Here is an 18,783-nt window from a genome sequence, read left to right as displayed (position 1 = left end):
TAATGGGTGTTAATTTTATTGTATCTACCGTAAAATGAGGCCTATTTTAATAATTTCAAGTGATGATTATGACAAACAACCATTCTCCTAATTCTACTTCGGATTCTCAAGCTTTGCTGAATCAAATCATTATTGATTATATGAAGGAAGAAAAAAGGAAACGCAGATGGAAGTGGTTCATGCGGATTATTTATTTACTTATCCTTGTCTATATAGTATATCAAGTGTTTATAAATACCAATGAAGACCTAGGCACTAACATCAAACCTCATGTTGGTATCGTCGATATCACAGGTGAAATGGCAGAATCCAAAGCCAATTCTGATGATTTCGCCAAGGGCTTAGATTCAGCTTACAAAAACTCTGGATTAAAAGCTGTAATTGTACGTATTAATAGTCCTGGGGGTAGCCCTGTGCAGGCTGAATACATGTATAACCTGATCAAGTTTTATCAAAAAAAATACCCTGATATAAAAATTTATGCTGTTTGTGTGGATGCATGTGCTTCTGCCGCTTATTATGTTGCTGTTGCTGCAGAAAATATTTATGCCAGTCCGGCAAGTATGGTTGGCTCAATAGGTGTTTTGTATAATGGTTTTGGTTTTGTAGATCTAATTAACAAAGTGGGAATCACCCGAAGATTACAAACCTCCGGGGTGAATAAGTCATTGTTGGATCCTTTTACGCCTGAAACAGATTTTGCAAAGCAAAAACTACAAATTATGCTGGATCAGGTTCATGAACAATTTATTAATCGCGTAAAAGAAGGTCGAGGAAAGCGTTTACATATTGATAATGATACATTTTCCGGTCTTTTTTGGACTGGGGAGCAAGCTTTAGCAATGGGTTTAATTGATGGATTTGCAAGTAGTGGGCAGTTAGCTCGTGAAATAGTTAAGATTCCTGATTTGATTGATTATACCCATAAGCAAAATCTTTTTGATCGCGTGACTAAAAATCTAGGGACTGCTCTGGCTGACGAACTTCCCTTAAGTTTTGGAGTGAAGCCTGGATTTAAATAAGTAAGACCTCGGTCTCGTAGCCTGGGTGAAGCGCTTCAACCAGGCTTTTCAATAGAGACGCTTCAATTTACTTTAGGACAGGGGAGATGGTTTGTAATAATGATTTAAACACTTTAGGTGTTCCAGCAACGATGTCTCCATGTTTGAGGAAATCATCGCCACCGTGTAAATCACTAATCAAACCACCCGCTTCCCTAATTAATAGTGATCCTGCCGCAATATCCCAGGGCCGTAAACCAAACTCCCAAAATCCATCAAGGCGTCCGCTGGCAACATAAGCTAAATCCAGCGCAGCAGATCCAGTTCTTCTGACTCCTGCACATTTACCAAATAATGCTTCGAAGGTAGGTAAATATTTTTGTGCGATACTGATGTCGCGAGATGGAAAACCAGTTCCTAGCAGCGATGACACGAGTTGGGTTTGTTTGGAAACACGTATTCTTCGATCATTCAAACGCGCTCCGCGTCCTCGGCTTGCAGCAAAACACTCATGGCGTAATGGATCATAGATAACACCATGTTCTATTCTTCCTTTAACTTTCACTGCGATTGAAACGGAAAAGAAAGGAAAGCCATGTAAATAGTTTGAGGTCCCGTCCAAGGGATCAATAATCCAAATCGACTCATTATCACCTTCTTGAAGACCACTTTCTTCGGCGAGGATTCCATGATCTGGGTACGCTTTATGAATTGCATGAATAATAGTTTGTTCGGCCTTGATGTCCACTTCGCTAAAATATTCATGGTTATTTTTAGCTGTAATTTTGAGTCGGTCCACTTGCTCCATATGTCGAATTATTATCTCACCGGCTTGCCGTGCTGCGTTAACTGCTATATTTAAAAGTGGTTCCATGAATATACTCTTTAATCTACAAAACCGGTGATTCTATCATATTTTTTTTGTGCAAATAGAGTTAAATATGAAAAAAGCAAAAATCGTAAAAAACGAAGTTCAATGATATGATATAGAGATCTCAATGTATTAATGAAAGTTTTGTATATGAAGTTAAGTTCAATTCGCATTATATTAGTTGCAACATCTCATCCCGGGAATATAGGTTCTACAGCAAGAGCGATGAAAACGATGGGATTAAATTCACTTTATCTGGTCAATCCCAAATCGTTTCCTGATTATAAAGCAAAAGAAATGGCGGCTGGTGCCGATGATCTTTTAGAGCGTGCGGTGGTAACAGAGACTTTAGATGAAGCCTTGATCGGTTGTCAGCTAATTTTAGGAACGAGCGCGAGACCTAGAGGTCTGTCTTTGCCTGGCTTAATTCCTGCCTCCTGTGCCGATTTGATAAGTCAGCAAACAGAAGATACACAAATTGCAATCGTTTTTGGGCGAGAACATGCAGGTCTTACTAATGAAGAGCTGCTAAAATGTCATTATCATATCCATATTCCTAGCAACCCTGAATATGGCTCGCTCAACCTGGCACAAGCAGTACAGATTGTTGCTTATGAATTGCGAATGAAATTATTAGCGCCCAAAGCAGAAGTTTCATTACGCCAGGATGAATATGCTACGGCAGATGAGATTGAGCAATTTTATGAACATCTAAGAGATGTTTTTATTGAGATTCAATTTTTAAAAGCGTCAAATCCTCGTCGTTTAATGCAACGCGTACGACGATTATTTAATCGCGTAAATTTGGAAAAAATGGAAGTTAATTTATTACGTGGGATGTTAAGCCAGGTACAGAAATCACTGGAATGGGCAAGCAAAAGGGGCGGGAGTGAGCGAGATAATTAAAATACCAATCTATTTTGATTATATGGCGACTACACCGGTAGATCCGCGTGTAGTAGATCACATGATTCGTTACTTGGGCCCAGATGGGGACTACGGTAATCCTTCTTCAGTAACTCACGAATACGGTCGAGTTGCAGCTCTTGCAGTAGAGCATGCCCGTTTGCAAATTGCAGATTCAATTCATGCCTCGACTCAAGATATCGTATTTACTTCAGGAGCTACAGAAGCGAATAATTTAGCAATAATAGGCGCCGCTCACTTTTATAAAAATAAAGGGAAGCATGTAATTACTATGAGCACAGAACATAAGGCTGTGCTCGATAGTTTTAGCCGCTTGGAAAAAGATGGCTTCGAAATAACTTATTTACCCCCTGAAGCAAATGGTTTGCTTGATATTGAAAAACTAAACCTAGCATTAAGACCCGATACTATTTTGGTATCCGTCATGCATGTGAACAATGAAATTGGAGTAATCCAGGATATTGAAAGCATTGGTACTTTATTACGTGATAAAGGAATTATTTTTCATGTTGACGCAGCGCAAAGTGCTGGAAAAATTCCTATTGACCTCACTCGTCTTTCTGTAGATTTAATGGCATTATCAGCACATAAAAACTATGGCCCCAAGGGTATGGGTGCACTTTATGTGAGGCATAAACCCCGCATCCGTCTTCAACCTCAAAGCTTTGGCGGAGGACATGAAGGAGGTTTACGCTCGGGAACATTGCCAACTCATCAAATTGTGGGAATGGGCGAAGCCTTTGCATTAGCTGAACTTTTGCGAGAAGAGGAGCAAGCACGACTTTTAATGTACCGCCAGCGTTTATGGAATGGCATTAAGCATTTGCCTGGGATACAGATTAACGGAGACGAACAAAAACGCATCGCGGGTAATCTGAATATAAGCTTTGCCGGTTTAGATGGGGACTCATTACTGCTGGCACTAAGTGATTTAGCTGTATCTACTACGTCGGCCTGCAGTTCAGCTAGTATCCAACCCTCTTACGTATTAAAAGCTTTAGGATTAAGTGACGAATTAGCACAAAGCACCATTAGATTATCCCTTGGGCGTTTTACTAAGGAAGCAGAAGTGGAGCATGCGATAAGTGTTATTTGTACCCAAGTAACTCGGCTGCATGAAATATCACCATGATGTATAATAAAATTGTACGAGAATATTTCTTTTCTCCGAAACATGTGGGGGTACTCGACTTAAATGATCATTTTGCAGTAGGTGTTAAAAACAATCAAAAAGGTCAGGGGATTATTGAGCTCTATATGCAGTATATTCCAGATGGTACAATGGTTCGAGCTTGTTTTAAAACTAATGGTAATCCTTATGTAATAGCTAGCCTGGAATGGTTATGCAGACAGCTGGAAGGTAAGACTATTGATGCTGCACCACAAATTGATTATCAGTTCATTGTGAAAGAATTAGATATCCCTGTCGCCCAGTATCCTATAGCATTAAGGATTGTTGATGTCTATAGAGAAGTATTGCTTTTATTGAAGAAGATAAATCGAATTGAGAGGTAACAAATGAGTGTAGTAGTGCATCATGTAGAAGGTACAGTGCCTGAAATCAATTTTACAGAAGCAGCAATAAAACACTTGGTGTCTTATTTGCAGAAAAATTCTGAGTATACTGGGATTCGTTTATCAGTAAAGAAAACTGGATGTTCGGGTTTATCTTATGTAGTGGATTATGTGCTGGCTCCTCAGGAAGGTGATTTAGTGCTCGCTTTGACGGATAACTATAAGGTATGCATTGATAAATCCAGTTATCCTTTCTTAAAAAATATGAATGTTGATTATGTAAAACAGGGATTAAATTATAAATTTATTTTCAATAATCCCAATCAAACCGGACAATGTGGATGTGGAGAAAGTTTTACAGTAGATTAGGATGTAACCCCGGTCGAAGTGAAACCGGGAACCCATATAATTGACTGATCATCCCTTGCAACGTTCTGGAGGAGAGCGTCAATTATTAGAAAAACGAAAGCTGGACTGGTGTTCTTTAAGTTGCTTTCTACTTAATTGCTCCTTATTTGCAAAAAAACTGAGTAATCGATTAAATTCATCTTTGACAGAACCATCAAAAATTAGCTCATCATCCGTCCCCAGAACTATTGGCTCGCTTAGATCTTGATAAATCGATGTAGCCGGATGAGGCTCTTTTTCGAGATGCCAATTCAGTTTGCTGTGGCAGCTGGGACATACTTCAATAGGTATTCCCAGCTTTTTGATACGATCTTTTTGTTCCTGGGTAAGAAAAATACAATGACCTAAGCGTACTTTACCATGCAATGGATTCTTGTCTTCAATAGAATGCAGAGATTTCCACTGTTCTAACGCAGTTAAAACTGCATCGGTGTCTTGCCGCTCTCGAGCACTATCAGATTCCCCTACATGGATGGCAATAGCAATTCCTTTATCTAAAGCCAGATGAACCAACTTAGTTAGATCTTCGCCTGCGAGCGTTCTATTGGCTACGGGGTTTCCTGAAACATCCAAGCCTACTAATACTTTATTAGGACTTTTTAATATACGATCGATAAAGTAATTTGCATCCTCTAGAGTATGAATGGTTCTGTCCAGACTCAATAATCCAACTGCTTTTTTATGAGTTATCTGTTGGTTTGCTTGAGTTAGCCCCGAGACGAATGCATCGATATATTTATCTCGTGTTTGATGTTCCATTTCTTTGGGTGTTGTTCTTATTTCTAGGTACTTAGCTTTTGAGCTCCTTACTACATCAACTACACCATCAGAAATATCAGCAAGTGTCTGGATAATTTTATGAACGAGACCAAATTGTTTCCAAATGACGGCGATTAACTCATTAGAATAACCACTTTCTGGCTGTTGAATGGTATTTTTTAGGTATTCTGAGCGTACACGAATTAATTCTTCATAGAGTTCAACGCAATTATTTTTTTTGGCTATATGTTCTAGAAAAGCCAAACTAAAACTACCATTAAGATGACAATGTAAGTCACCTGTATGTTTATTTGTCATATTTTGCCCTTAATAATCAAATCCTGTCTTTCGAATCATTCTAAAGCAAAAGAAAATTACAACTTTTACAGGAAAAAATACACAAATTTCGAGAATATTTTAGTCATACAGTCAAGAAACTGCTGAGATAAGCCAATTAATTAATAAAATCGCCTTGTCGATATAACTTGTAAAGTGGTAAAATTTTTTTTCTTAATATTTCCTTAAGAAATGAATATCATTAAAACAATATTTACACTCTTTGAGATGTTTGATACTATATAGGCCATAGTGTTCGGTGAGTGTAAGTACTGGGCATAATTTTATTTAATTTATTTGTACTAGGAGACTTAAATGAGCACAGATACAATGGTGCAAAGCAGCGAAGCACTTACTCATCAAGTAATTCATGCTGTTAAGGGTTATTTAAGCAGTGTCAATAATAAAGATTCTAACTTAAACTTATATCAATTAATCGTTGAAGAAGTTGAAGCGCCGTTATTTCGTACAGTAATGGAGTTAACTCGTTACAACCAATCAAAAGCTGCACGTGTTCTTGGTGTAAGTCGTGGTACTTTACGTACTAAACTAAAGCGTTATTTCGATGACGAATTTATAGGAACTCGTGATTTCTAATTGATAAAAGCAATCTTTTTTCACTGTTTTTCATATTAAATTCTCAATATAGTGGTCTTTGACTAGGCACTCTGCTACTATTGATAACAGAGTTGGTCAGACAATCGCTCTTTGTTTTACAAAGGGAGGAAAGTCCGGGCTCCAAAGGGTAGAGTGCCAGGTAACGCCTGGGAGGTGTGAACCTACGGAAAGTGCCACAGAAAATATACCGCCTCTTAGAGGTAAGGGTGAAATGGTGCGGTAAGAGCGCACCGCGCGTTTGGTAACAGACGTGGCAGGGAAAACCCCACTCGGAGCAAGACCAAATAGGAGTCCATTTGACTGAAAAGTCATGACGTGTGACCCGCACGGGACTCGGGTAGGTCGCTTGAGGTATGCGGTGACGCATGTCCCAGATGAATGATTGTCCGTGACAGAACCCGGCTTATCGACTGACTCTTTTACCTCTTCTTTATCTAATCTTTAATCCGAAATTTCATCTTTTCTTTTAATCAATTTTCACAACCCGCAGCTTTAGCGTACCCATAGTAGCTTATTTAGCGGGATGATCTTTTATTAATTTTAGTGGTAAATAAACACCCATTCAGATTAAATGCTGTATAAATTATTGACACATTAGTTTATAATATAATCATATTGCTTTATCTATGATGCTAATATGACAACCCAACTACGAGCCATTTATACTGAACCTAGTAAAATATCTCCTAAGCAACCGCTTTTGAGACAAATTAAGGAATTCTCTGAAATAGGGTTTAATAAAAAATTTGAAACATTCATTAAATCGAATGAAAATAATCTTCTCTTATACATGGATCTCAATTCTGAAGATTCAGAATATACTGAAAATCATTGGAATTTTCTGAATGACCTTATTAGAGCCTTGTCATTAGCTAAAAAAGATATCAATACCGTGATTATCCGTCAGAAACGTGATGATATTTTATTCTTATCGAGACAAGGCGGAGCTAAAAACAGATTTAAGAAAATTGATCCCATAGACGATTCGGAGCTTGGTAGAAACGTTATCAAACGAGTGGACGCATTTCAACAGGTGCTAATAAGTCAAAAGCTTCTCCTCGAAGCCAAGTCTCTAGTCTCATGGGCGAAGAAGGATATCGTTGACAAACAAAACCTTTATGTTCAGTTGATTACTGATTCGAACTATTCTCTTAATTCAATTGCTGAGTTTGATGAGAATCTTCAGCTTTGGTTTGATAAGCTTTCCTCCGTACCCGCACAACTTGAGGAAAAAAAACGTAGCATGGATGAAATCATAAAAAAACATGGAGTCAGCCCTACGATAGAAAAAATTCAGAAGGAGCTATCGGAGCAAGAAATAAATTTTGAATCGATTAAGAAACAAGCAGAAGAATTAATGAGATTAACGACACTGCTTAAAAAAATACAAACTATTGAGGCTTTGGTCATAGAAAAAGCTGAAGAGTTACTAATCCCTTCAGATGCGGATAAACTTCAAGAGTTGCTTAAGTTTATTTCAGAAAAAGAAGAGGAAATAGTGCTTTTAAAGCAAGAGGTTAATGGTACTTCCAAAACTCATACGCAAACGCTCCTGGTAATTGAGAAAATAGAGCAATCCATTGGGGACAAAAAAAAACAAGCAGAGTCTTTGCAACAAGATTTAGTTCGAAATCAACAATTGGTTCTGAAAGCAAAGTCTATAGTAAAATCAGCACATGAAAATTTAGATGCTAATCAAAGACAATTCGATTTAATACGAAAAATTTACTCTAATCTGCTGGAAGTTCCGGACTATTCACAAGAAAAATTTAACGAGTTCGATCGGAATTTTGATTCTTGGTTTGACGATAAATCTATTTCAACATTGAACATGATTTTTAATGAAAAATGGGCCCTGAAGGAAATCTTGGAGGGTTGTGAAACCTCTGATGTAAAAGAGATTAAAAAGGAGCTAAACGAACTTAAAGGCCTACAAGACAATGTTGAATCGATTAAGGAGCAAGCACAGGATCTAAAGAGCTTAAGGAGACTTCTTGAAAAAATAAAAATTATTGCACAAGACGTAAATAAAAAAGAGGGCGAGCTAATTACTGATAATGCTGATAATCTTCAAGCTTTTATTCAATTTATTGCTGAAAAGAAAGAAAAACTTCATGAGATTAAAAAAGCTATTGATGGCAAGTCAAAAATGCATCAACAAACTGTTCATGCTATTGAGCGACTCGAAGAGACCTTTATGCAAAAACAAGTAGAAGCCGAGTTTCGTTTACAGCAAATTAAAATGAAAAACATTGAATCTCAACCTAAAATTGAAGATTACTCTGGTAATGATTCCGGTGATAACAAGGAGAAAAAAAAGGCTCAGGATGAACCAAGTAAGCCCGAAGGTGAAGCGCAGCAAAATAGGGGAACAAATCCTCCAGACCAAGGCTCCAATAGAGAAGAAGAGAAAAAAAGTGAAGAAGACAAACTCGCAGAGGACAAAAAAGAGAGACTAACAAGTAAACTGCGTGAAGCAATCTCATTGATACAAATATATAAAAACACACTCTCTGAGGAACAGCAAAAATGTTCGTTCCTATTTTTCTATAAATTACGCAATCAAGCGAAGCTTGACTATTGCCAGAAATTAGAAGATAAACTTAAATCAGAAATTAGAAACATTGATGGTAAACGTACGGTACACGATATTATTAATAAGGCGCATGATAGTGTGCTCACCCATATGAACGATAAGGCTAAGGTGGAAGTCACCAAAGGCGGTAGTTATTTGGGTACAAGTCGCATGCTTAGCTTACAACGACTTTTGGGTATTGATGAGGCCTGGAAGAAAGGACATTCCAAAATATTTGGAGATGATTATCATGGGCTTAAAAAATCCGGTGTAGTGGGTGAGAAAGCACAAGAGATCGTAAATGAATTCTATCGGGCAGCAAATAATAAGAATGATAAAGAATTTCAAGATCTAAAAAATAAAACGTTTCCTTCTGAAGTCACTAGTAAGAAACAATCGAGTCCTTAATTTTATTTAAACTCATGAGCAATTGTTAATGCCTAAAGCATAGCTCTAGGGCTATTCACCGAGATTAGCAAAAATTATTTTCACAATGTGGATCCTGGATGAAGTCGTAGCTATAATCCGGGTTGCTTGCCGTTATCTCGAGTACAACAAGAGATTTCTCTATCCTAACACGGTGCTATAACGTGGATATCCCACCTTGTACATGGGTTGACGAGGGTTCCTGAATAGTAACTAAAATCCTTCTAATGTAAATTATCCATTTCCTGCTAGATGTTTTTTTAGTAGGGAATTGATTTGTTCAGGATTAGCTTGTCCTTTGGTTTGCTTCATGATCTGCCCTACGAAGAATGCGAGCAATTTCTCTTTTCCTGCCCTGTAATCAGCGGTTTGTTCAGGATATTGTTGAATTAATTGAATAATCATGTCTTCCCAAAGAGCGCTATCATCTACTTGTCCGTATCCTTCACGTGCTATTATGGCTTCAATATCTTTTTCTCCAGTCCATAATAAAGCGAAAATAGATCGTGCGTTATTTAAAGAAATCACTGAGTCATGTAATTTATTAAGAAGATCAGCCATGAGCTCTGCGGATACACGTGGAGTCTCAAACGTTAAACCCTCTTCATTTAAAGCGGCAGCATATTGACCTTTTAACCAATTAATAATCATTTTCTCAGAAGCGCGACATTGAGCTTTAATTGATTTAAAAAACTGATAAGTTGCTGGAGAAGAAAGAATAAAATGAATGTCTCCTTCATTGAGAGAAGGTATGTTTTTCAACTCAGCATGAATCTTATCCGGTAAGTCTGGTAACTTATTCTTTACTTCAGCAATGAAGAATCGGGTAATTTGTATGGGTAATAAATCCGGATCCGGAAAGTATCGGTAATCGTTTTCATTTTCTTTACTGCGCATCGGCTGTGTTGTATGCGTGTCAGGGTTATAAAGTCGTGTTTCTTGGACTATTTGCTGCCCTCTTTCAAGGATATCCTGATGTCGTGCTTGTTCATATGCTATAGCTTTTTCGATAAAACGGAATGAATTTAAATTTTTCAATTCAGTCCGTGTGCCTAAAACAGAAGAACCTTTGGGCTTTAAGGATAGATTCACATCACAACGGAAACTACCTTCTTGCATATTACCATCACAGATACCTAGGAATTGGACTAATTGATGCAATTTTTTAAGGTAACTTACTGCTTCATGGCTCGAAAACAAACAAGGAGCGGTAACTATTTCCAAAAGAGGTGTTCCTGCACGGTTAAGATCAATTCCACTAAAGCCAGAATGTATTCCATGTAATGATTTACCGGCATCTTCTTCCAAATGGGCGCGTACGATCAAAATCTCTTTTTCACTGTCGTCATTCAAAGTAATTGTTAATTTACCATTACTCACTATAGGTTTTTGAAATTGGCTGATTTGATATCCTTTGGGTAAATCCGGATAAAAATAATTTTTGCGCTCAAAAACAGATTGATCATTAATGTCAGCTTGAATAGCCAAACCAAACTGAATTGCCATAAGCACTGCTTCCTGATTCAACACCGGCAAAACACCAGGAAATCCTGCATCGATAAAGCAGGTTTGAGAATTAGGATCAGAACCGAACGCAGTAGATGCGCCAGAAAAGAGCTTTGATTTTGTTTTTAGCTGAGCATGTACCTCAAGGCCAATGACTGTATCCCATTCCATAATTCACCTTTATTGCTTTGGACTGGCTAAATGCCAGTTGGTCTGTTGTTGATATTGATGGGCAATCTGGAGTAAACGACTTTCACCAAAATGTTTGCCCATGAGTTGCATACCTATAGGTAACCCTTTAGCAAAGCCTGCGGGTATGGAAATTGCCGGAAGTCCAGCAAGATTAGCAGCAACCGTAAAAACGTCAGCCAAGTAATTTTGAATTGGATCAGTAACTTTCTCATCCAATTTAAACGCACAGGTTGGGGTTGTTGGTCCGAGAATAACATCAACGGATTTCAGTGTAGTAACTAACTCTTCTTGAATAAGTCGACGAATCTTTTGTGCTTGCAAATAATATGCATCAAAATAACCCGATGAAAGTACGTGAGTTCCTGTCAAAATTCGGCGTTTTACTTCGATCCCAAAACCTTCACTGCGTGAATTACGAATCAGTTCGGTTAATGTGGTTGCATTATCACTACGATAGCCAAAACGTATGCCATCATAACGTGATAAGTTGGAGGAGGCTTCAGCGCACGCAACTACATAGTAACATGGTACCCATAAAGGCTGGAGCTCCAAATTTAAATGAATAATTTCAGCTCCCATATGTTCAAAAACTGTGACTGCTTCCCGAATCGCTTCCTGTATTTCTTGCTCTACCTCAGGTTGAAAAAAGCACGAAGGCAAACCAATTTTTATTTTAGACAAAGGTTTATTCAGGTCCCCATAATAATCCGGAATTGATGTCTCCACAGAGGTAGAGTCTTGGGAATCAAAACCCGCAATAGCTTGCAGTACTAAAGCAAGATCTTCAGCGCTTCGAGCTAATGGTCCCGCTTGATCCAAGCTGGAGGCATAAGCAATCATGCCGTAGCGAGAAATGAGGCCATAAGTGGGTTTAATTCCACTAATCCCACATAAGGCAGCAGGTTGTCGAATTGAACCACCCGTGTCAGAACCTATAGCGAAAGGAACTAGACCAGCCGCTACAGCAGCTGCTGACCCTCCAGACGAACCACCTGGAACCCGTGTTCTATCCCATGGATTTTTTACAGGACCAAAGTAACTATTCTCATTGGAGGAGCCCATTGCAAATTCGTCCATATTGGTTTTACCAATCAGAATGGATCCATGCTCGCGTAATTTACCCACTAAGGTTGCTTCATACGGGGATTGGAAATGCTCCAATATTTTTGAAGCACAGGTCGTAGGCATACGTTTGGTACAAAATAAATCTTTCAACGCCATAGGTATCCCAGTAAACGTTTTTCCATGCCCTTTTTTTAATTCTTGATCGGCTTGTTGCGCTTCAAGAAGAGCATGTTCTTCATCTAAACTGATGAATGCATTTAAATCATTATACTTTTGGATTTGCATTAGATAATGTTGGGTTAATTCCACACTTGAAAGTTTGCCCTGATGTAAAGCCTGCGATAATTGTTTTAAGGATAAATTTTCCATGTCACTTACTCTGGTCTATAACTTGAGGTACTAAATAAAGATCCTGTTCAAATTTTGGTGCAAGAATTTCTAGTTCCGAAAGATATGTTCCTTCAGTAACCACATCAGTTCTTAAGCGTTGACTTAATTCAAGCGGGTGAAAAAGTGGTTCAACATCTTGAGTATTAACCGAGCCCAGCTGATCGACAAAATCCATTATTGCATTAATATCTTTAATGAGTTGTGGAGAGTGTTCTAAATCTAGATAGGCTAGTTGAGAAATCTTCTCTAAATCTTTTACCGAGATGGTCATAAAAGCTACCTCAAAGTGTTAACATTTTTATTATACCGAGGATGTGATAACTAAAAAATATAAATTATAACTGAAGTATAAATATAAATAGATTCTATTGGAGCAATACTCCTCATCTCATGGTAATTATTTACTAGGAAAAATATTTTTGCATTGATCAAGGGACTCTTTTTTAGCGTGAGTTTTGGCTTTAAAAAAATCACTCACTAAAGCTTTGACCAGTGGAGTAGGCGAGGTAGGTGATTTTACAAGAAACCCATGCCCCTTTATAGGAAGAATTCCATCTTTAACCGTTCTTAACTCGCGATCGTTGATCTGCATTGCTCCAAAATGAAACAATTCATTTTTGTTACCGACATAAACAGTATGATGATCTGCCGCATCGAAAAAACTCACCTCGGAAGCAATGCGAGTAAATCCTTTGCTGGTTTTATTGGGACCTAATTGTCCTTTCGTGTTTAAACCACAAGCAATTAATGAATTATCATGGGTCAGTATCAAACAACCTAAAGTAGTGGCTTTAACTTGTATTGCTCTAACATCTGGCAATTTAGTCCAAGTATTAATAAATAAATTTTCAGGGGGTAATTCCAATAATCCGGATTCATTATCTCCGCATACATAGACCTCTCCTTGAGTAGTTAAAAGAAGTGCATGGTTACCAGCTACTGAAATTTGTGCAACGTCCAATTCAGTCGGAGGAATGGGAGTCCATTCAGGTAAAAAACTTATGGTGCATCCAAATTGATAACATTTTAATTGATTCCCCATTATTTGAGGTTTAACGGATGAATCACTATAAATTAAAGCGCTTGTATGATTTACAGCAAAAATATTTTTTACTGTTGATTGCACTTCTATTGGCATGGGTATGTTAAAACTTGAGGTATTAGAGTCAGGTTTTATTTGCTGTTCGTCATTTCTACCCATAGCAAAAACTTTACCCGATCTACTTAATAGCAGTGAGTGTGAGAATCCACATGAAATATGATTAATACGTTCATTAAGAGGAATCTCGGTTAATACAGAGGCTTGTTTTATTTCTAAACCAAGCCCAAGTTGTCCCCGTGAATTATCTCCTACAGCTAAAACACGTCCTCGACTTAAAAGAACCAGAGTGAAGTCTTGACCACAACTTATTTCTTTTACGGTTAATTCATCGTTTAAATAATTTGAGGCCAAATTGCTAAAGGCTTTTGACACATTTTTTAGTTTTAGTATGTCAACTAATGTGAGTTGATCAAGAATTTGAAATAAAATTTCCCTTGGAAGAGTCATGATGTCCATGTACTGCAATAGATTTACATTTAAACTAGGTATACCCATAAAATTTACTCCAAATATTTTGTTACAGGTATGCCATATTCAAAGCTAAATTTTATAAGTTTTTTGGCTATCTGCAGAAAATGAATGTTCCTCATTTCCGTCTAAAAAATCAACAATTTTTTTCAAAAAATCCACGTCAATTGTATTGAGGGTCTCATTAGAGCTCATAACACCATGTTTTTTTAAATAAGAGGTCCAAAATCCTATGGATTTATCAAATGCAGGTAATAGAGAAGATAAGGATTGCTCACTTTTATTGAATACAACACCTTTCCAGAGGAAGTTGTTGGTATTTCGCTCAATAGAGCGTGCAAACATTGATTGAGTCGCTACTTTCATTGCTATTTCAGGAGTAATCTCGTTTTGTTTTACTTGAGTAGTCAATAGATCAATTAAATCGAGTTTTAAATGGTTTTTTGAAGTAGTTTTTATAAATTCTTTTGCATAATCTAAAAATGTGACAGCTACTTGTTGTTTTCGATTCAGTTTTTCATTTTGATTTGTGTGCGAAGTGGAAAAGAAATTTCCTTTGGTAGAAGATGCTTTAGCCAGTTGCTGAATAAATGAAAGACTCGAAGTAGCGGTTTCTTCGGATTTGTTGACGTTGACTTGCTGCGAGTCATAACAACAAACCAAATTAGTTGTCATATCGGGGTATGGGTAATTACTCATTAAAAATGCACCATAACCTTGCTTGGTATAACCCATAACCACAGCCCAAAGATCAACAATGGTGCATTGAGATAAATCGGTTAAGTCATCAGAATTATGATCGAGAAGAAGATAGGTATGAGAACCTAAATCGTTTTGATGACTTACCATCTTAATATGTGCTGGAGGTAATAATCCTTTTTCTATTGCAACTAATAAATGATCTGCTGCCAACTGAGCAAATGTATGACAAGCTCCCATACCCATATGTTTTACCATCTCGGCTGTTTTAGCAATGGAGCTTCGATCATAACTTACAAGGGCCCCTGCTAATCCAATAACAGGTGGACCCTTTATGTTTTGTCTTGATTTTGCCAAAACAAATTCTCTTGCAGATGGTTCAATGCATTGATCAAATCGAGCTGCATCCAGGGAACCATATTGGCTAATATTTAATTGCCATAATTGAGTAGTTAAGGGCGAAGAAATAAAAACGCTTGGGTTGTGTTGGCGGTTAATTGAAGGCAATTGACTAAAAGCTGGATCATTGATCACTATTTCCAGAACTTGTAATTCAAAAGAAGATAATTTTCTATTGTTATCGTTAATGTATTTTTGTGGATTGCTTAAAAATGCATTCAACTGTTCGTCAGTGTCTATTATTTTAAAAAAGTCAGGCATTGTGGATGAGAACGTAGAATATTCAAACGTTTCGCTTGAAATAATTTTTATTAATTCCATTATTAAATTTTCAACGGTTCTATCTTTGTTTTTTAAAAGATTTAACAAATTGGTTTGGGATTCTTCGTATTTAAGACCTTCATAAACCTCTAAAACCAGTTCTTTTACTTTTTCTGAATCATATTCGCCCTTTACCCAGCATCGTTTTTTTATTTTTTGAAGAATCGCCTCATTATAATCGCTTAACTCCTTCATTTTTACTGATAGAAATTCGGCTCTCAATTTAAGGATTTTTGAATTGGAGTTTTTTGTTACGGTGACCGTTTCAGATTTTGTTTTCATGCTAAATTAGTCCAAGATAAATAAGACTTCAGACTCCACTATAAAGGGTATTTATTAAGGAAAAATTACTGATTTATTAAGGATTTATTAACAAAAAAGGAAATTTCAATAGTTACAATGGCTTGCGCTAAAATATACAAAGTGAGAAAAATATATTCAGCGCCTTTTATTGTTTTCAAGGTTTGCCGTTTGAAGAAATCTATAAGAAAAAAACAGGGCTGTTTTAGATAAGATGTGCCGTTTTTAGGGAGTAAAAAAGAACCGAACCCAGAAAAAATCTGGGAGGTTAAGGTTTCTAACTTAATTACTTCTTTAAATAAGGAAATTCATCATTTAAGAGTTGAACTACATTAAATAATTGCTCCTTACTTTTTACGATAAGAAGTACAGTATCATCGCCAGCAATTGTGCCTAAAATGCCTGAGTTTTGTGTGCCCTGAGGCGAGTAAGAGACAAATTTACGGTCAATAAAAAACGCGAGACTATTCGCATTTCCAGGGTGGGTATGAAGTACAATAAGTCCATAATCTGAAATTTGCATGTTCAATACTAAAGGTAGATTGGGCATACTGAAATCCACAACTTGGTACGTACCGCCAATTTTGGCAATTTTTAGTTTTTTTAATCTTCGCGATAGAGTGGCTTGGGGAATGGTATAACCTCGTTCTTTCAAGCTATTTTGTAAATCAACTTGTTCTGCAATGTTCTCTGTTTGCACAATGTTTAATATATGCCCATCTAGAGCAGCATCTTGACTCATGCCTACCTCCGCTTATTTTATGATTAAGTGAATACAAAACCACTTCAAGTGAAATTATATTCAAAATATCTTGACAGGGCAAGTTGAGATTGTTAAATTTAATAAACGCATAAAAACTGGATGTATATTCAAATGAAACATATTTTTTATATTTTTTTAGCAAGTCTAGCTCTGTTGGTTTCTCTTTGTTATGCCAAGGTGTCTAATGAAAACATTCAATATATTCATTTTGCTGTAGCGGCAGAATATCCACCATTTGAATATAATGATCATGGGGAAATCAAAGGTTTTGATGTAGACCTAGCGCGGTTAATTGCAAAAAAACTTGGAAAGGACGCATTTTTTGACACCATGCAGTTTAGCAGTATTTTACCGGCTTTAAGTTCGGGACAAGTTGATGCAGCGATTTCTACGATTACCATTACCGAACAGAGAAAAAAGAATTTTGATTTTACTAATCCCTATTATTTCGAAAGTATGGCGGCTGTTTTCCCTGAGGCTAAGCCCATTAACGATGTGACGCAATTAGCTGATAAAAAAATTGCGGTGCAACTCGGGAGTACGATGGAAATTTGGTTAAAAAAGAATATCCCAAATGTCAATCTTCTGGTTATGGATAATAATAATCAAACAATCGCTGCTCTAAAAGCCGGCCATGTTGATTTAGTTCTAGTTGATGGCGTTCAAGGTGCAGTATTTAGTGAAAAAAATCCTGGGTTATCCTTTGCTGTGATTGCTAAATCCGCAGATGGTTATGGTTTGGCACTGAAAAAAGGTTCTAAGTTAACTCAAAAAATAAACCAGGTTTTAAACGAATTGGAACAAAATGGTGAGTTATCAGCACTTAAGAAGAAGTGGCTGGAGGGCACAAAATGGAAGAGTTAAAACAAAATGTACTGTACATAGGTGAAGGTACTTTAGTGACTTTGACATTATTACTTGGTGGTTTATTGATAGGGACTTTACTAGGAACTCTAATGGCCTTACTAAGATACCAAGGAATTATGAATCCTATGATAAATGGATTTATTTCGGTGATGCGAGGAACCCCAGTAATTTTGCAGCTTAGCTTCATATATTTTGCTGTCCCAGCCTTAATCGGGGTCAAAGCAAATATTTTAGTGGCAGGACTTTTAACTTTTGGATTGAATAGCTCAGCCTATATTGCAGAAATCCTAAGATCAGGAATAGAGCATCTGCCCAAAGGCCAGTTTGAAGCAGCAAAAACGTTACAAATTCCTAGTTTTTATTTGTGGAAAGATATTGTATTGCCACAAGTAATTAAAAATATTTTCCCTGCGTTTATTAATGAAATGATTGCATTACTGAAAGAAACTGCATTGATCGCGACCATAGGGGGAATGGATTTGATGCGCAGGGCACAATCGGTTGCAGCAGAACAGTTTACCTATTTTGTTCCTTTATGTATTGCAGGTTGTTTTTACTACGGCATGGTTCTCTTGATTGAGTACCTGGGCAAAAAATTGGAACAAAGGAGGCTTTATGTTAGTAATTAACCAAGCCAGTAAATACTTCGGTTCGCTATCGGTATTAAATAATGTCAGCATAACGGTACAAGCCCATACGGTGCTGGGTTTAGCTGGACCATCGGGAGGCGGAAAATCGACGTTGTTGCGTTGCATACAACAACTCGAAACATTAGATTCAGGCACGATTCAGGTAGTCGGTCACAGTGGTTTTATGTTTCAGGATTTTCAGCTTTTTCCACACATGACTGTGATGCAAAATTTGGTTTATGCACCTCGTTTACAAAATAAAACAGTAAATTATGAAGAGCAAGCACAAACTTTACTGCTAAGTTTAGGAATTAGTGATAAAGCATCTGCTTATCCTCATCAGTTATCTGGTGGACAAAAACAACGCGTCGCTTTAGCGCGAAGTTTAATGATGAAACCAAATTTATTACTGTGTGATGAACCTACGTCAGGCCTTGATCTGGCAACAATTGATGAAGTGATTAGTTTATTAAATTCAGTTAAATCTTTAGGCGTTACAATGGTTATTGCGTCCCATGATCTAGATTTTCTCAGTAGAGTCTCAGATCGCTTGGTTGTTCTCAAAGGGGGCCAGTTAGTCGCAGACGTGATACCTAAGGAATTAGCGGAACCCATTTTACATTTAAAACAATACTATCAGGAGTAA

The 18,783-nt window shown here is 37.2% G+C and carries 18 protein-coding genes and 1 other RNA gene; 11 read left to right on the top strand and 8 right to left on the bottom strand.

From position 1 onward, the window contains the following. Positions 1-68: 68 nt before the first annotated feature. Entirely contained in the window at positions 69-1,022 is a 954-nt protein-coding gene (locus ACWTE2_RS30995; RefSeq protein ID WP_454785788.1) for a S49 family peptidase, read from the top strand. A gap of 67 nt (positions 1,023-1,089) precedes the next feature. On the opposite strand, the gene ACWTE2_RS30990 is transcribed toward ACWTE2_RS30995, so the two are convergent. Continuing rightward, a complete protein-coding gene (locus ACWTE2_RS30990) occupies positions 1,090-1,875 on the bottom strand; it encodes an inositol monophosphatase family protein (RefSeq protein ID WP_182393417.1) in 786 nt (261 codons plus the stop codon). Between the two features lie 147 nt (positions 1,876-2,022). Between ACWTE2_RS30990 and trmJ the strand changes: the two genes are divergently transcribed. From trmJ to ACWTE2_RS30970, 4 genes are read left to right on the top strand one after another with little or no spacing between them, the layout of a single operon-like run. Beyond that, positions 2,023-2,778, top strand: coding sequence for a tRNA (cytosine(32)/uridine(32)-2'-O)-methyltransferase TrmJ (gene trmJ / locus ACWTE2_RS30985; RefSeq protein ID WP_454785787.1), 756 nt, complete (start codon positions 2,023-2,025; stop codon positions 2,776-2,778). Then, positions 2,762-3,931, top strand: coding sequence for an IscS subfamily cysteine desulfurase (locus ACWTE2_RS30980; RefSeq protein WP_454785786.1), 1,170 nt, complete (start codon positions 2,762-2,764; stop codon positions 3,929-3,931). The genes trmJ and ACWTE2_RS30980 overlap by 17 nt, the downstream gene beginning before the upstream one ends. After that, positions 3,928-4,314, top strand: a complete 387-nt coding sequence (locus ACWTE2_RS30975; protein ID WP_454785785.1) for an iron-sulfur cluster assembly scaffold protein — start codon at positions 3,928-3,930, stop codon at positions 4,312-4,314. Before ACWTE2_RS30980 ends, ACWTE2_RS30975 begins: the two co-directional genes overlap by 4 nt. A 3-nt stretch (positions 4,315-4,317) precedes the next feature. After that, positions 4,318-4,683, top strand: a complete 366-nt coding sequence (locus ACWTE2_RS30970; RefSeq protein WP_182393422.1) for a HesB/IscA family protein — start codon at positions 4,318-4,320, stop codon at positions 4,681-4,683. 78 nt (positions 4,684-4,761) lie between these two features. Here the strand turns inward: ACWTE2_RS30970 and ACWTE2_RS30965 are convergent, their stop codons facing one another. After that, complete coding sequence (locus tag ACWTE2_RS30965; RefSeq protein ID WP_182393424.1) at positions 4,762-5,799, bottom strand: amidohydrolase family protein; 1,038 nt, start codon at positions 5,797-5,799, stop codon at positions 4,762-4,764. 333 nt (positions 5,800-6,132) lie between these two features. Here ACWTE2_RS30965 and ACWTE2_RS30960 point away from each other — a divergent pair, with 333 nt between their 5' ends. The 3 genes from ACWTE2_RS30960 (at position 6,133) to ACWTE2_RS30950 (ending at position 9,418) form a co-directional block, all read left to right on the top strand. Beyond that, positions 6,133-6,414 (top strand): helix-turn-helix domain-containing protein, encoded by a 282-nt coding sequence (locus ACWTE2_RS30960; protein ID WP_182393426.1) that lies wholly within the window; start codon positions 6,133-6,135, stop codon positions 6,412-6,414. An 88-nt stretch (positions 6,415-6,502) separates the two neighbouring features. Further along, positions 6,503-6,857: RNase P RNA component class A (gene rnpB, locus ACWTE2_RS30955), an RNA gene on the top strand. Positions 6,858-7,072: 215 nt separating this feature from the next. Continuing rightward, positions 7,073-9,418: a hypothetical protein gene (locus tag ACWTE2_RS30950; protein ID WP_454785784.1), complete on the top strand. Its 2,346-nt coding sequence runs from the start codon at positions 7,073-7,075 to the stop codon at positions 9,416-9,418. A 252-nt stretch (positions 9,419-9,670) separates the two neighbouring features. On the opposite strand, the gene gatB is transcribed toward ACWTE2_RS30950, so the two are convergent. The 6 genes from gatB to ACWTE2_RS30920 form a co-directional block, all read right to left on the bottom strand. Then, the gene (gene gatB / locus ACWTE2_RS30945) at positions 9,671-11,113 is read right to left on the bottom strand and encodes an Asp-tRNA(Asn)/Glu-tRNA(Gln) amidotransferase subunit GatB (protein ID WP_454785783.1); all 1,443 of its coding nucleotides are present in this window, start codon (positions 11,111-11,113) and stop codon (positions 9,671-9,673) included. A 9-nt stretch (positions 11,114-11,122) separates the two neighbouring features. Then, entirely contained in the window at positions 11,123-12,568 is a 1,446-nt protein-coding gene (gene gatA, locus ACWTE2_RS30940) for an Asp-tRNA(Asn)/Glu-tRNA(Gln) amidotransferase subunit GatA (protein WP_454785782.1), read from the bottom strand. 1 nt (position 12,569) lies between these two features. After that, complete coding sequence (gatC, locus tag ACWTE2_RS30935) at positions 12,570-12,860, bottom strand: Asp-tRNA(Asn)/Glu-tRNA(Gln) amidotransferase subunit GatC (RefSeq protein ID WP_454785781.1); 291 nt, start codon at positions 12,858-12,860, stop codon at positions 12,570-12,572. A 126-nt stretch (positions 12,861-12,986) separates the two neighbouring features. Next, on the bottom strand, positions 12,987-14,186 hold the full coding sequence (locus tag ACWTE2_RS30930; RefSeq protein WP_454785780.1) for an F-box-like domain-containing protein: 1,200 nt from the start codon (positions 14,184-14,186) through the stop codon (positions 12,987-12,989). Positions 14,187-14,231: 45 nt separating this feature from the next. Then, positions 14,232-15,860: a hypothetical protein gene (locus tag ACWTE2_RS30925; protein ID WP_454785779.1), complete on the bottom strand. Its 1,629-nt coding sequence runs from the start codon at positions 15,858-15,860 to the stop codon at positions 14,232-14,234. 304 nt (positions 15,861-16,164) lie between these two features. After that, positions 16,165-16,620, bottom strand: a complete 456-nt coding sequence (locus ACWTE2_RS30920) for an arginine repressor (protein ID WP_182393432.1) — start codon at positions 16,618-16,620, stop codon at positions 16,165-16,167. A gap of 132 nt (positions 16,621-16,752) precedes the next feature. On the opposite strand from ACWTE2_RS30920, the gene ACWTE2_RS30915 reads away from it, so the two are divergent. Genes ACWTE2_RS30915 through ACWTE2_RS30905 form a run of 3 tightly spaced genes read left to right on the top strand, consistent with a single transcriptional unit; the run spans position 16,753 to position 18,783 of the window. Then, positions 16,753-17,505 carry a substrate-binding periplasmic protein gene (locus tag ACWTE2_RS30915; protein ID WP_454785778.1) on the top strand — a complete coding sequence of 251 codons (753 nt, stop codon included), beginning with the start codon at positions 16,753-16,755 and terminating at the stop codon, positions 17,503-17,505. After that, a complete protein-coding gene (locus tag ACWTE2_RS30910; protein ID WP_454785777.1) occupies positions 17,493-18,137 on the top strand; it encodes an amino acid ABC transporter permease in 645 nt (214 codons plus the stop codon). Before ACWTE2_RS30915 ends, ACWTE2_RS30910 begins: the two co-directional genes overlap by 13 nt. Then, entirely contained in the window at positions 18,124-18,783 is a 660-nt protein-coding gene (locus tag ACWTE2_RS30905) for an amino acid ABC transporter ATP-binding protein (RefSeq protein WP_182393435.1), read from the top strand. The genes ACWTE2_RS30910 and ACWTE2_RS30905 overlap by 14 nt, the downstream gene beginning before the upstream one ends.

It is taken from the genome of Legionella nigrisilvae (assembly GCF_977063395.2).
The sequence above is the reverse complement of the archived record's forward strand: the minus strand, read 5'-3'. Positions and strand labels throughout refer to the sequence as shown.